Genomic DNA, 12,763 nt, shown 5'->3' with positions numbered 1-12,763 from the left:
GAAAGGAGCATACTGATGGAAAAAGAGCTAAGCGGGCATATTAAAATTCTTGAAGAACGGCTGCTTCAGCCTGAAACACGCCAGGACATCCTGGAATTGAACAGACTGATCGCGAAGGAATTCATCGAAATTACCAGCTCTGGAATGATTAAAAACAAGCAGGATTGTTTAGACGGACTGGAAATTCCAGCTATGAAGCTCTCAGAATTCACATACCGTCTCTTAAGCGAAGAGATGGTACAAACCTTCTATAGAATCTTGCATGAGGGGCAATTCAAAATAACCATGCGAAGCTCTATCTGGAAAAAACATAACGATACGTGGCAGATGACTTTCCACCAGGGGACCATCATAAAGGAATAAACATACAGACCGAAATCAGTTCATGAATGCAATGGCGTAAACTGTTTACGATCATGTTCATTTTTGCCAGATCAAGGAGAATATTAGGGAAAACACTAAAAAAGGTGAAGGACAATATGGGACACAATCATGATCATCAGCATCATCACGGAACAAGCAATAAAAACGCTCTCTTACAGGCGTTCCTATTAATAGCCGTTTTTATGCTGGTCGAAGTTGTCGGCGGAATACTGACCAACAGTCTGGCTCTGCTTTCAGATGCCGGACATATGCTTTCCGATGCCGCAGCACTTGGATTGAGCTTTTTTGCCATTCAGTTCGGCGTGAAAAAGGCAGACGCATCCAAAACCTATGGCTACAAAAGATTTGAAATTCTGGCTGCATTTATAAATGGGCTCACTTTGATGATACTCTCTCTTCTAATTATCTGGGAGGCTGTCAAAAGATTCTCTTCGCCGCCTGAGATTGCCGGTACGGGAATGCTTGTTATTTCGTTTCTCGGTCTCCTTGTAAATGCCGCAGCCGCCTTTATTTTGATGAGGGGTGATAAAAAGGACAATTTAAACGTCAGAAGTGCATTTCTCCATGTGCTAGGAGATCTCCTGGGTTCAGCGGGGGCCATTATCGCCGCATTCCTCATTCTCTTTTTTGGCTGGGGAGCAGCAGATCCTGTTGCCAGTATTTTCACAGCCGGATTAATAGCGGTCAGCGGATGGGGAGTAACAAAGGATTCCTTCCATGTATTAATGGAGGGTGTGCCGCCGAATATACCGATAGATGCGGTAAAAGAAAGGCTGGTCAAAATAGATGGTGTATGCGGTGTATATGATTTGCACGTCTGGTCCATCACATCCGATTTCCCTGCCTTGAGCTGCCATTTGGCGGTTCGGGAAGGATCCAGCGGGAAGCAAATCATTAAGCTTGCAAATCAGCTTCTGCGTGAAGAGTTTGATTTGCATCATACAACCATACAAATAGATGAAGAAAACCAAACCAGCCATGACCATTGCAATTAGGGAGGGAGCAAATGAAAACAGAAAAAGAAAAAATGCTGGCGGGCGAATTATATAAAGCCAATGACCCGCAGCTGATGGAGGAACGCCTAATCGCCAGACGGCTGACCCGGCTGCTGAATGACACAGAAGATTCAGCAGAGGAGGAAAGAGTCCGCATTATAAAAGAGCTATTCGGTTCTACTGGAGAGGAAATCTGGCTTGAGCCGTCCTTTCGCTGTGATTACGGCTATAACATTCATACAGGAGAAGTCTTTTTTGCTAACTTCAACTGTGTCTTCCTGGATGTATGTGAGATTCGCTTTGGCAGCCATTGCATGCTTGGTCCCGGGGTCCATATTTATACGGCTACCCATCCGCTCCACCCTGCAGAGCGCAATAGCGGAAAAGAGTATGGGAAACCGGTTTCCATCGGGGACAGCGTATGGATTGGCGGGGCGGCAGTCATTAATCCAGGTGTCACGATTGGCGATCATGCGGTTATCGCAGGCGGGGCCGTTGTCGTGAAAGACGTGCCGCCGAATTGTGTTGTCGGCGGAAATCCTGCAAGGGTGCTGAAAGAGATTGAGCTTTAAGCAGGAATCAGGAATCAAAAAAAGGACCTGTTTTCAGGTCCTTTTTTCATGAAACAGAATCATCGCTCTCTTTTTCTTCAAACAGCTCTTGAATGGTATCCCGGTTTTTTTTAGAGACAAGAATGTAAAGAGTATCTTTCCCTTGAAGAATGGTATCTCCACGCGGGGTGATCAGCCTTTCCCCGCGGATAACTCCGGTAATGAGCGTATCTGTCGGTAAATCAATGTTTTTCAATTCAATGCCCGCATAGGGGGTTTCCTTCGGTATTTCCAGTTCAATCAGTTCATTATTTGTTTTCCCGATGGAGACGAGCTCAAGCGTATGGCTTTGCACCTTCGTTTCCCCTTCTGAGAGCTTAAGCCTGTTTGCAAGGGGAGAAATCGTTGCTCCCTGTAGCAAGGCGGAAAGCAGGACGACGAAGAAAACGACATTGAAGATGAGATTATCGTTTTCGATGTTGGCCATAAGCGGGTAAGTTGCCAGAACAATGGGAACCGCTCCTCTAAGCCCCGCCCAGGAAATAAACAGCTTTTCCTTAAATGAATATTTACTGAACATCATACTGATAAAGACACCTAAAGGCCGTGCAACGAGCATGAGAAGGAATGCGAGCAGAATTCCGGACCACGTGACTTCGACCAGCTGTTCAGGAAACACAAGCAGACCGAGAAGAATAAACATGAGAATCTGCATCATCCACGCAAATCCTTCGTGGAAACGGATGATGCTGTGCCGGTAGGAAAGTGGAGAATTCCCGATGATAACCGCTGTCACATAAACGGCAAGCAGCCCGCTGGCATGAAGGGTCGTTGTTACACCATAAGCAAAAATGGCCAGTCCGAGTGTCAAAACGGGGTAGAGCCCTGAGGAATCAAGGTCAATTTTATTAATCAGCCATACCGATCCCTTCCCTACTAAGTACCCCATGATTAAACCAAAGCCCATTTCCCAAAAGAAAGTCAGGATCAGTGTTCCGAAATTAGTCTCGGGGTGCTGGATCAGCCCAACGAGTGTTACGGTCAGAAACAAAGCCATAGGGTCATTGGATCCTGACTCTGCTTCAAGCGTGGAGGTAAGTTTTTTGCGGATATTTTTACTGCCCAATACGGAAAATACAGCTGCAGCGTCAGTTGAACCTACGATTGCACCAAACAAGAGCCCTTCCAGCCAGCTTAAATCCAGTATGAATTTAGCGAAGAACCCTGCAGCAACAGTAGTGACTAGGACTCCTACCGTTGCAAGCGAACCTGCAGGCTTAAGCACGCTGCGAAGATCTTTCCACCTTGTTTGGATTCCGCCTTCAAAAATGATGATGATTAATGCTAAAATACCAAATAGCTGTGTAATTTTTGCGTTATCAAAATAAACGTAGCCTCCAAGGCCCATTCCGACAGCTACGAAGAATACCAATGCAGGCAGTCCGAGCCTTGTAGAAAATTTAGCTGTCAATACACCAATGATGAGTAATAACGCAAGTACAAAAATAATGCTGTCTATAGAAAAATTCAATCTAACCGAACACCTTTCTTTCCAAAAATCCTGCTGTTCACTCAGAATCAGTCTGCAGAGTAATTGATGTAATGCTGGTAAATGAATCGCACATTAGCCGCAGAAGCGGCTTAAACGCTGTATAGCAGAGGGTTAAGGAAGGAGCATCATGAGGGAAGGATTCCATTTAATTATACACAAACTTTCAGTGGAACACTCCCCATTTGCTCAAGGCAAAAAGCACGGATAAAAAAAGCCTGTGAAAAATGATCTGTTATCATTATTTTCCCGTTACCTATATAGACCATTCCATTTCCACTTTAGGTATTATATATGGTATTTTTTTCTTAGCCCTAACGATAAAGGAGATAACTATGGTCGAAAAAAATGACGCAGAACTTTACGAGCGGCTTGCTGCAAAAGATAAGCAGGCTTTTGAAACTCTCTATGACCGCTATGAAAAGCTGCTGTTTTCCTTTGCTTACAAAATAACTAAAGATCATGGTTTAGCGGAGGAAGTGATGCAGGATGTTTTCGTAAAACTATGGAATGGGACCCACGCCTTTGATTCAAAGAAAGGAAAGTTTTCATCCTGGCTGCTTACTATTACACGAAATAAGGCGATTGATATGATAAGAAAATATGCAAAACACGAACATTATGAACTGCAGGATAAGGATGCCTTGATCAGCGATGAAAAGCCGGTTGATATAATGGCAGAGTGGAATGAAGAAAAAGAAGGAATCCGGAAGGCCGTAGCCAATCTCAATCCAGATCAGCAAAAGGTTATCGACCTCTTTTATTTTAAAGGCTTCAGCCAGCAGAACATCTCCGAAAAATGCGGGATTCCGCTTGGGACAGTTAAAGGAAGAATCCGCCTTGCACTAAAACATCTAAGGGAAACAATGGAGAAAGGAGGGAGGTCCGATTATGAAGCATGAAAGATGCCATGATTTAATTGATTATTTTAATGGAGCCTTAACGCAGAAAGAGGCGGCAGAATTTGAACACCATCTGGCAGATTGCAAAGAATGCAGGGAAGAGCTGGAAGAGCTGCAGAATCTGACTGAGGACCTTCCTTTCCTTTCTGAACCAGCTGATCCGCCAGCAGGTCTCAAAAGCAGAATATTAGAGGCGGCATATGAAGAAGAACAGCAGGAAGGAGCACCTTCAGAGTTTGAACAGCAGCTTTTGAATAAGACAATTCATAATGAACCTGAAGTAAAGAAACCAAAGCGCAGTCATGCTCTGCTGATCGGCAGTCTGGCAGCAGGTCTGGTGCTATCGCTTGCAGCGAACGTCATACAGCTTACAGAAGATGAAGGAGAATCCATTCTCCAAAGCGAGGCCCTCCAGAAAAACGTGACGCTGGCGTCCATGGAAGGACAGGATTCAGTAAAAGCAACTGCTTCTTTTCTTCAGGAAAAAGATAATCAATTTATGGTTCTTCAGGCAGATGGCCTGCCTGAAATAAAAGAGGGAGAATTATACCAGGTCTGGCTTATTAAAGGCAATCAGCCAGTTCCAGCCGGGCATTTTAAACCGGATGAAAATGGAAACGGTGCACTCGTATATGAGGTGGATAACGAAGAATTTGATTGGGATACGGTTGCAATAACGGTAGAGAACGAACCGAACCTTCCCGCCCCGAGAGGAAAAGTTCTATTAGCCGGGAAAAGTTAGGAAATGAAAACAGAAGGCAAAGCCGGCCTTCTGTTTTTTCTTTTTTGAGGATATGTATAAAGAAAATACCCCTGATTCCATGTGCCTAAACTAATGAACGAAACTGGTTCAAACGGCTCTTTTTTACTTGATGCGGTCTATTCCGAAGCCTCGGTCCATACGTAATACACAGAGGTGATGAAATGAAGGTTCTCTTATTCTGCGATCCCGGAATCGATGATTCTCTTGCGATTATTTATGCGCTTATGCATCCTGATATTGAGCTGCTCGGAATAGTAACAAGCTATGGAAATGTATCGAAGGATCAGGCTACTGTGAACGCAGCTTATTTGGCAGGTCTGGCAGGCCGTTCTGATATACCGGTCATATCCGGTGCAGAATTCCCTTTATCCGGAGAGAATACGGTGTATTATCCGGAAATTCATGGTTCACAAGGACTTGGCCCGATCCGGCCGCCAGTGTCTGTACAAGGAAATTATCAGGAATTTCACTATTTATACAAAATCATTGAGGGGAATATCCAGGATTTGGTCATCGTTGATGTTGGCAGAAGCACATCCTTGGCTGCAGCCTTCAACTTAAATCAAAGTCTCATGACGAAAGTGAAAAAAATCAGTCTGATGGGCGGAGCTTTTTTGGTGCCGGGAAACGTAACCCCGATGGCGGAAGCAAACTTTCATGGTGATCCGATTGCAGCCAATGTAGTGCTGAAATACGCTGCTGAGGTGGTGATCTCCCCGCTGAACATCACCAATTCAGCAATCGTCACAAGAGAGATAGCCAATTTTATTTATAACCAGTCTGCTTCACCTTTCAAAAATCTGATCCCGCCTGTTACCGATTATTATTCTGCCTACTATCAAAAAATGAACCCTGGAATGAAAGGAGCCCCTATCCATGACGTGATCCCGTTTTATCAATTGATGAACCCTGCCTTTGTCCTGACAAAAGAACGGAAAATTACCGTTTTAACCTGCCAGGAGGGACGCGGAACAAGTGAAGCAGATTTAAGAAGCTCCAGCCGTAATGACGGAAGCAAACGATTCATCGGGCTGCAGTTCGACTATCGCCATTTTATTTCTGATTTTATAAAAATCATGGTGAATAAGGTATAATGAATGAAAAAACGGAGGAAACATGAATTATCTTGTCATAGGTCTCGCAGGTGCTGCAGGGTCTATCCTCAGGTATTTGACCGGTCTGGCGGGAAATGCATCAGCCTTTCCTGCAGGCACCTTTACAGCCAATATGATCGGCTGTTTCCTGCTGAGCTTTTTAACCGCCGGGGTTTTTCGTCTGGACAAGTTCCCGAAGCAACTTGCTGCACCAATTGGAACCGGGCTGATTGGATCTTATACGACCTTTTCAGCTTTTAGTGTTGAAGCGGTTCAGCTCCTTGAAAAAGGGAAGCTGGGAATAGCAGTCCTATATGTCTTATCCAGTGCAATTTTAGGGTTTTTGTTTGCCTCAGCAGGATTTATAATGGGAAAAAAACTCACTGAAAGGCAGACCCGTTTATGATTTACTTATACATCGCAGCCGGAGGCTTTCTCGGGGCGGCAGCCAGAGCGGCTATTAGTAAAAAAATGAACAGAAAAACCTTTCCATTCGGCACCCTACTTGTCAACTGGCTTGGATCCATCATACTGGGATGCATGACTGGAGCAGAAATAGCGGGGCACGCATCCTTTTTTGCAGCAGCAGGGTTTCTGGGGTCCTTTACAACATTTTCTACGCTGAATCTTGAGCTGTGGATGCAAAGAGAAAGCAAAAAAATAAAGGTGTTTCTCCTGTATGCGGCTGCATCTTATATAGGTGGGATCTCCCTGGCTTTTGTTGGTTACTGGGTAGGAAAAGGCCTTTGACACTCCCGCAGCCTGGGAGCTGAGGTGCTGCTGAATAAGTTGAAACAACCCCCATTATCCGGGGGTTTTCTTTTGCAAAAAAATCATAAAAAGCTGGGTTAATTGGAACCAAAAGTTAAGGAGAGGCCGCTGCTTTTGGAAATTACACAAAAAATAGACAATCTGAGTGCTGATATTTTACTATTTCAAGGAACGTTCAAACAACCATTTGACTATACTGAAAATACATACTAAACTTATATTCAAATAATCGTTTGAATAAAGGGGCCTTTTTTATGGAAGAATTAAAGGATCAATGTACAGACGTTTGCGGAACGAATGAAAAAAATGAAAAAATAAAACAGAATCTTCAGGTGAAAAATCCAGGGGCTGTAGCCAATTTGTTTAAAGCTTTAGCCGATGAAACAAGGATGAAGATTGCCTATGCCCTGCTTTTGGAAGGTGAGCTTTGCGTTTGCGATGCGGCGGAAATTACCGGATCATCCACTGCAACGGCTTCCCATCATTTGCGTCTTCTAAAAACAATGGGATTGGCCAGATTCCGTAAAGAAGGAAAGCAGGTTTATTATGCTCTTGATGACGACCATGTGAAACAGCTGATCGAAATTGCGTTTGCCCATCAGGAAGAGGTGACTGCCCGTGGCTGAAGCTCAGAATAAAAACGTATACAGGGTTCAGGGTTTTACGTGTGCTCACTGTGCGGGGAAATTTGAGCGGAATGTTCAGGCGATCAGCGGAGTGGATGAGGCAAAGGTTAATTTTGGGGCTGCAAAGCTTACCGTGTTCGGATCAGCTTCAATTGAAGAAATTGAACATGCAGGTGCTTTCGAAAATTTAAGAATCCAGCCGGATCGCTTTCGTGCAGCGGCTGAAGAGGAACCGGAACGGCCTTTCTGGAGACGATATTTGCTGCTGCTTCTTGCCGGAGCCTTTCTATTTGCTGCTATTGTGCTCCAATACAGGCTTGGTGAAGATAACCTCCTGACGATCTTAAGCTTTGCTGCTTCCATTATAATTGGAGGATCCGGCCTTTTTTTAACCGGCCTGAAAAATTTGGTCCGGCTGGAATTTGATATGCGGACCTTAATGACCATAGCCATTATCGGAGCAGCGATAATTGGAGAGTGGAGCGAAGGGGCAATTGTCGTTATTCTGTTTGCAATCAGTGAAGCACTTGAACGCTATTCAATGGATAAAGCAAGGAATTCAATCCGTTCCCTCATGGATATTGCACCTAAAGAAGCCTCCGTTAAAAGAAACGGCAAAGAATGGATTGTGGACGTAGAGGACATAGAAGCAGGCGATATTCTGATCGTCAGACCCGGCCAAAAAATTGCAATGGACGGAGTCGTTGTACACGGATCGTCTGCGGTTAATCAGGCCGCGATAACAGGAGAATCCATGCCGGCCCTAAAAAATCTAAGGGACGAAGTATTTGCCGGGACCCTCAATGAGGATGGGGTACTCGAAATTCAGGTGACAAAAAGGGTCGAAGATACAACGTTAGCTAAGATTATCCATCTTGTTGAGGAAGCCCAGGCAGAGAAAGCCCCATCGCAAGCATTCGTTGATCAGTTTGCGAAATATTATACACCTGCCATTATGCTGATTTCGCTGTTCGTCATGATAGGGCCGCCATTATTCGCCGGTGCTGACTGGAACACATGGGTCTACCAGGGTCTCGCTGTCCTTGTGGTCGGCTGTCCTTGCGCACTTGTAGTGTCTACCCCTGTTGCCATTGTAACGGCCATCGGAAACGCAGCAAAAAACGGCGTACTCATAAAAGGCGGCGTCTATTTAGAAGAAATGGGTTCCCTTAAAGCAATTGCTTTTGATAAAACCGGGACTTTAACAGCCGGTAAACCGGAAGTTGTCCATTTTGCGTCATTTGGAAATGCTGAAGTGGATTTTGCTCATTTCGCTGCATTAGAACATAAGTCCCGCCATCCTCTTTCTGCCGCCATTTTGAAAAAAGCGGACCTTGACGGGGTTATGTACGAAAAAATTAACGTGCATGACTTTATTTCCATAACGGGTAAAGGAATCAAAGGAACGATTGAAGGAAAAGAGTACGCGGCCGCAAGTCCTTCTTTCTTTAGCACCTGGTCCAGCGGCTTTCACGCCGCCGATATAAAAGAACAGGTTGAAGCTCTTCAGCGGAAGGGAAACACGGTCATCCTGTTTGGCACGAAGGAAAAGATCCTCGCCATTTCAGCCATTGCCGATCAGGTAAGGGAGACCAGTGTGGAGGCAGTGAAAAAACTAAAGGAGCTTGGCATCGAAAAAACGGTTATGCTCACCGGCGATAACCGAATGACAGCAGAAGCGGTCGGAACTGAATTGGGTATAGACGAAATCCGTTCGGAACTGATGCCAGAGAGCAAACTGGAGCTTATAAAAGATATGAGAAAAAAAGCCGGACGGGTTGCAATGGTCGGAGATGGAGTGAACGATGCTCCCGCATTAGCTGCTTCCACAATTGGAATCGCAATGGGGGGCGCCGGCACGGACACCGCTCTTGAAACCGCCGATGTGGCTCTCATGAGTGATGATTTGAAAAAGCTCCCTTTCACAATCAGCTTGAGCAGAAAAGCATTGCGCATTATAAAACAAAATATAATCTTCGCTCTAGGAATTAAACTGGCCGCCCTGTTTCTCGTCGTACCAGGCTGGCTGACGTTATGGATTGCCATTTTTGCTGACATGGGAGCTACTTTGATTGTCACATTGAATGGATTGAGGCTTCTGAGGGTCAAAGACCGTTAGGCTGGAAGGATAGGACCATCAACAAAAGAGCTTGCCTTTTACTCATAGGCAGGCTCTTCTTTTTGAGGGGTGAACATTCGGCCAGGCGGGTGAAAAGAAGAGGGGCTCGGCTGAAAAACATAAGACGGGTGCTGATTTCATCATGTTGAAGTGCCTTAAGCATTCTTTGCAGAGCTGAATGACTATGTGAATATAAAGCAACTGTAATCAATGGTCCCCACCCGATGAAAAGAACTTAGCTTGAAGATGGCTGAAGCAGAAGGAAATGCAGCCCTGCTGAAATATGGTATACTGACGGTAAGGAAGGTGAAGATTATGAATAATAAAACATCCATTCTGAAAAAGGTCGTGGATTACGCCAAGAAAAATCCTGATCAAACCAAAAAAGCCATAAACCTTGTTACAAAAGCGCTGAAAAATAAAAAGAGATGAACTCCGGTGGTCTATTCTAAGGCCACCTTTTTTAATTTCTTAACATAAAAACGCCTCTTAATGGAAAAATAACGGTATCTATTTTTACTGAAATGAGGCCGGCTTCATGAAACCAATGTCTTCTTCTGAATTAGCTAACCTATGGTCCACGTACCAGAAAAAAACGATGCTTCTCCGAATTTTAGAACATGCTTCAGATGTAACAACACAGAAGGACATCACCTCCATTTTGCAATACGCGTATCAGGAAGAGTCGAAATTCGTAAAAGAAATCGCACAGCTTCTAGAACAAGCAGGCGCTGCAGTTCCAGAGGGATTTAACGAAACCGATGTGAATCGTAAAGCGGACAGGCTGTTCGACCAGTATTTTTATCTCCGGCTATTGCGTATGATCATGAAGCTTGGAATCGGTCTTAACGCTGTGCATCTCTCAATGGTGTACAGAAATGATATCCATGACTTTTTTTCAAGAACATCTGCTCATTCCAATAAAGTATTCGGGATGTGTACGAATTGTCTTCTGCAAGTAGGGAATGGGTCCATTCCACCTGTTATACAGATGCCTGATCATCCTAAATTTGTCGTAAACGACAGCTATTTATCCGGCTTTCACTTTAAAAAGAGAAACTTGAACGCGATAGAGCTTGCGATTATTTACCATATTGTTGAAAATAATAATTTTGGCACCCAGATGATGAAAGGCTTTGCCAAGGTTGTAACTCATTCTGAAGTCAGGAACTATTTGAAAAAGGGAGAAAAGCTCGCATTTGATTTGAATGTATCGTTCGGAAAATTAATGGAGCAAAGCGGGATCCCTGTATCGGCTTTGCCAGGAGCAGTGATTACCGAGACGAAAACTGCACCTTTCTCCGACAAGCTTATTATGTACCTCGTCAACCTTTTCAGCAGCCTGGGACTGACAAGCAATGCCCTGGGAACGACATATAGCCTTAGACCCGATCTTCCTCTTAAAATGGCACTGGCCGCCAGAGATATTTATTCCTTCGCCAAGCAAGGCGGAAGAATGATGATTGAACATCAATGGATGGAAGAGATTCCGGAAGCGGTTACCAAACGATAGTTGAAGTTTCTCCTGAACATGGTATGATAAAAATGGAAAATAAAATACCGCATTGCCGCTAGGGGAGCCTGTTGAGGCTGAGACCGGAATGACCCGGGACCCTTTGAACCTGATCTGGTTAATTCCAGCGGAGGGAAGCGGGAGATTGGCTTATTCTAATCTTTCCCGCTCTTATCCGCTAAGAGCGGTTTTTTTATTTTTACTTAGCAGCAATAGGGGGAACGGTTCAATGAAATCATTTACACAGCATCTAAGAGAAAAAACAAATTCAATTTGGGAAGCAAACTTCAGGCACCCTTTTGTCAAAGGAATCGGTGACGGCACCCTTCCATTAGAAAATTTTCGTTATTATGTAAAACAGGATGCGTATTATCTATCGCACTTTGCAAGAGTACAGGCGCTTGCAGGCAGCAAAGCCGATGACCTTCATGTAACGGCCAGGATGGCATTTCATGCTCAAGGAACGTATGAAGCAGAGCTGTCCCTCCATGAAAAGTTCTCAGCGCTATTAGACATATCTGAGGAGGAAAAGCTCGCTTTTGAACCGTCCCCAACCGCCTATGCCTACACCTCCCATATGTATCGTTCTGCTATAAACGGGGGCCTCGGCGAAATCATCGCCTGCATATTACCGTGCTACTGGATTTATTACGAAATTGGAGAAAGATTAAAAGAATGCAGACCGGAAGAGCCGATCTATCAGGAATGGATTGCAGCATATGGGGGAGAGTGGTTTAAAGAATTAGTAACCGAGCAGCTTGACCGGTTAGATGAATTGGCGCTTGCCGCATCCGAAAAAGAAAAAGAGAAAATGCTTCATCATTTTACCATCAGCTGCAAGTATGAACTGGCTTTTTGGGAAATGGCTTACACTATGGAGCAATGGCCCGACGCTTCTGCCATCGCCGTAAGGTAGGAGATCTTCTGAGAGAAGCGTCTGGAGGGTCGGTTTGTCTGGCTGGAACTGACCAGTATATGCTTCTGGCCTCAGGCCACTCAGGAGAGAAAAAGCAGCACAAAGAAAGGGCCTGCCCTGTTGCGGGGGCAGGCCCTTTTTTTAATTTACTTCATCATCGTCAAACGGGTTGATTACGTAAATATAAGCGTGGGCTAAGTCTATGCGGAGAATCCATTCCCATGGAACATCCAGTCTTTTATAAATGCTTTTCCAAAACTCAGCGGATTTTGTTTCGAATTCCAGATATTCCTGCATGAGATCCTTATAGGATGCTCCTTGAATCTGAATATTCGAATCCATAAGACGCATATGGGCTAGGTGCCTGCACTCCAAGTCCTGGGCCATCTGCAGTTCATCCTGGGTAGCTGTTCCAATAACGGTACCGTCTTCAGGGATGTCTGTAAAAACGTTTACATTCTCGTTTATCGCTGGTGGCTGATCGTCAAAGCGCATGAGTCATTTCCTCCTTGTTTTGGAATTTTGGTGGAGCCTCTATATCATACCGTAACAATGCTCTCCTGTCATTTTGTTTAAGGTA

At 44.6% G+C, this 12,763-nt stretch carries 14 protein-coding genes and 1 riboswitch; of the genes, 12 read left to right on the top strand and 2 right to left on the bottom strand.

Annotated features, from left to right (window positions below):
* Positions 1-15 precede the first annotated feature (15 nt).
* The 3 genes from ACQCVE_RS13645 (at position 16) to ACQCVE_RS13635 (ending at position 1,951) form a co-directional block, all read left to right on the top strand.
* Positions 16-363, top strand: coding sequence for a DUF4440 domain-containing protein (locus tag ACQCVE_RS13645; RefSeq protein ID WP_426863135.1), 348 nt, complete (start codon positions 16-18; stop codon positions 361-363).
* Between the two features lie 116 nt (positions 364-479).
* Positions 480-1,379 carry a cation diffusion facilitator family transporter gene (locus ACQCVE_RS13640; protein ID WP_426863134.1) on the top strand — a complete coding sequence of 300 codons (900 nt, stop codon included), beginning with the start codon at positions 480-482 and terminating at the stop codon, positions 1,377-1,379.
* An 11-nt stretch (positions 1,380-1,390) separates the two neighbouring features.
* Positions 1,391-1,951: a sugar O-acetyltransferase gene (locus tag ACQCVE_RS13635; RefSeq protein WP_426863133.1), complete on the top strand. Its 561-nt coding sequence runs from the start codon at positions 1,391-1,393 to the stop codon at positions 1,949-1,951.
* Between the two features lie 46 nt (positions 1,952-1,997).
* Here the strand turns inward: ACQCVE_RS13635 and ACQCVE_RS13630 are convergent, their stop codons facing one another.
* Positions 1,998-3,461 carry a potassium/proton antiporter gene (locus ACQCVE_RS13630; RefSeq protein ID WP_426863132.1) on the bottom strand — a complete coding sequence of 488 codons (1,464 nt, stop codon included), beginning with the start codon at positions 3,459-3,461 and terminating at the stop codon, positions 1,998-2,000.
* A gap of 353 nt (positions 3,462-3,814) precedes the next feature.
* On the opposite strand from ACQCVE_RS13630, the gene ACQCVE_RS13625 reads away from it, so the two are divergent.
* From ACQCVE_RS13625 to tenA, 9 genes are all read left to right on the top strand, one after another.
* Complete coding sequence (locus ACQCVE_RS13625) at positions 3,815-4,381, top strand: RNA polymerase sigma factor (RefSeq protein WP_426863131.1); 567 nt, start codon at positions 3,815-3,817, stop codon at positions 4,379-4,381.
* Entirely contained in the window at positions 4,371-5,123 is a 753-nt protein-coding gene (locus ACQCVE_RS13620; protein WP_426863130.1) for an anti-sigma factor, read from the top strand. The genes ACQCVE_RS13625 and ACQCVE_RS13620 overlap by 11 nt, the downstream gene beginning before the upstream one ends.
* Positions 5,124-5,305: 182 nt before the next feature.
* On the top strand, positions 5,306-6,238 hold the full coding sequence (locus ACQCVE_RS13615; RefSeq protein ID WP_426863129.1) for a nucleoside hydrolase: 933 nt from the start codon (positions 5,306-5,308) through the stop codon (positions 6,236-6,238).
* Between the two features lie 22 nt (positions 6,239-6,260).
* Positions 6,261-6,644 carry a fluoride efflux transporter CrcB gene (crcB, locus tag ACQCVE_RS13610; protein WP_426863128.1) on the top strand — a complete coding sequence of 128 codons (384 nt, stop codon included), beginning with the start codon at positions 6,261-6,263 and terminating at the stop codon, positions 6,642-6,644.
* Positions 6,641-6,988 carry a fluoride efflux transporter FluC gene (locus tag ACQCVE_RS13605; protein WP_426863127.1) on the top strand — a complete coding sequence of 116 codons (348 nt, stop codon included), beginning with the start codon at positions 6,641-6,643 and terminating at the stop codon, positions 6,986-6,988. Before crcB ends, ACQCVE_RS13605 begins: the two co-directional genes overlap by 4 nt.
* Positions 6,989-7,263: 275 nt before the next feature.
* A complete protein-coding gene (locus tag ACQCVE_RS13600) occupies positions 7,264-7,635 on the top strand; it encodes an ArsR/SmtB family transcription factor (protein WP_426863126.1) in 372 nt (123 codons plus the stop codon).
* Positions 7,628-9,754 carry a heavy metal translocating P-type ATPase gene (locus ACQCVE_RS13595; protein ID WP_426863125.1) on the top strand — a complete coding sequence of 709 codons (2,127 nt, stop codon included), beginning with the start codon at positions 7,628-7,630 and terminating at the stop codon, positions 9,752-9,754. Before ACQCVE_RS13600 ends, ACQCVE_RS13595 begins: the two co-directional genes overlap by 8 nt.
* 538 nt (positions 9,755-10,292) lie before the next feature.
* Positions 10,293-11,267: a DUF3231 family protein gene (locus tag ACQCVE_RS13590; protein WP_426863124.1), complete on the top strand. Its 975-nt coding sequence runs from the start codon at positions 10,293-10,295 to the stop codon at positions 11,265-11,267.
* A gap of 50 nt (positions 11,268-11,317) precedes the next feature.
* Positions 11,318-11,420, top strand: a riboswitch (TPP riboswitch).
* 76 nt (positions 11,421-11,496) lie between these two features.
* On the top strand, positions 11,497-12,183 hold the full coding sequence (tenA, locus tag ACQCVE_RS13585) for a thiaminase II (protein WP_426863123.1): 687 nt from the start codon (positions 11,497-11,499) through the stop codon (positions 12,181-12,183).
* 141 nt (positions 12,184-12,324) lie between these two features.
* On the opposite strand, the gene ACQCVE_RS13580 is transcribed toward tenA, so the two are convergent.
* Complete coding sequence (locus ACQCVE_RS13580) at positions 12,325-12,678, bottom strand: hypothetical protein (RefSeq protein WP_426846162.1); 354 nt, start codon at positions 12,676-12,678, stop codon at positions 12,325-12,327.
* Positions 12,679-12,763 lie beyond the last annotated feature (85 nt).

It is taken from the genome of Metabacillus sp. 113a (genome assembly GCF_050107635.1).
GTDB lineage: Bacteria > Bacillota > Bacilli > Bacillales > Bacillaceae > Metabacillus_B.
This window is presented reverse-complemented; position numbering and strand designations above follow the sequence as displayed.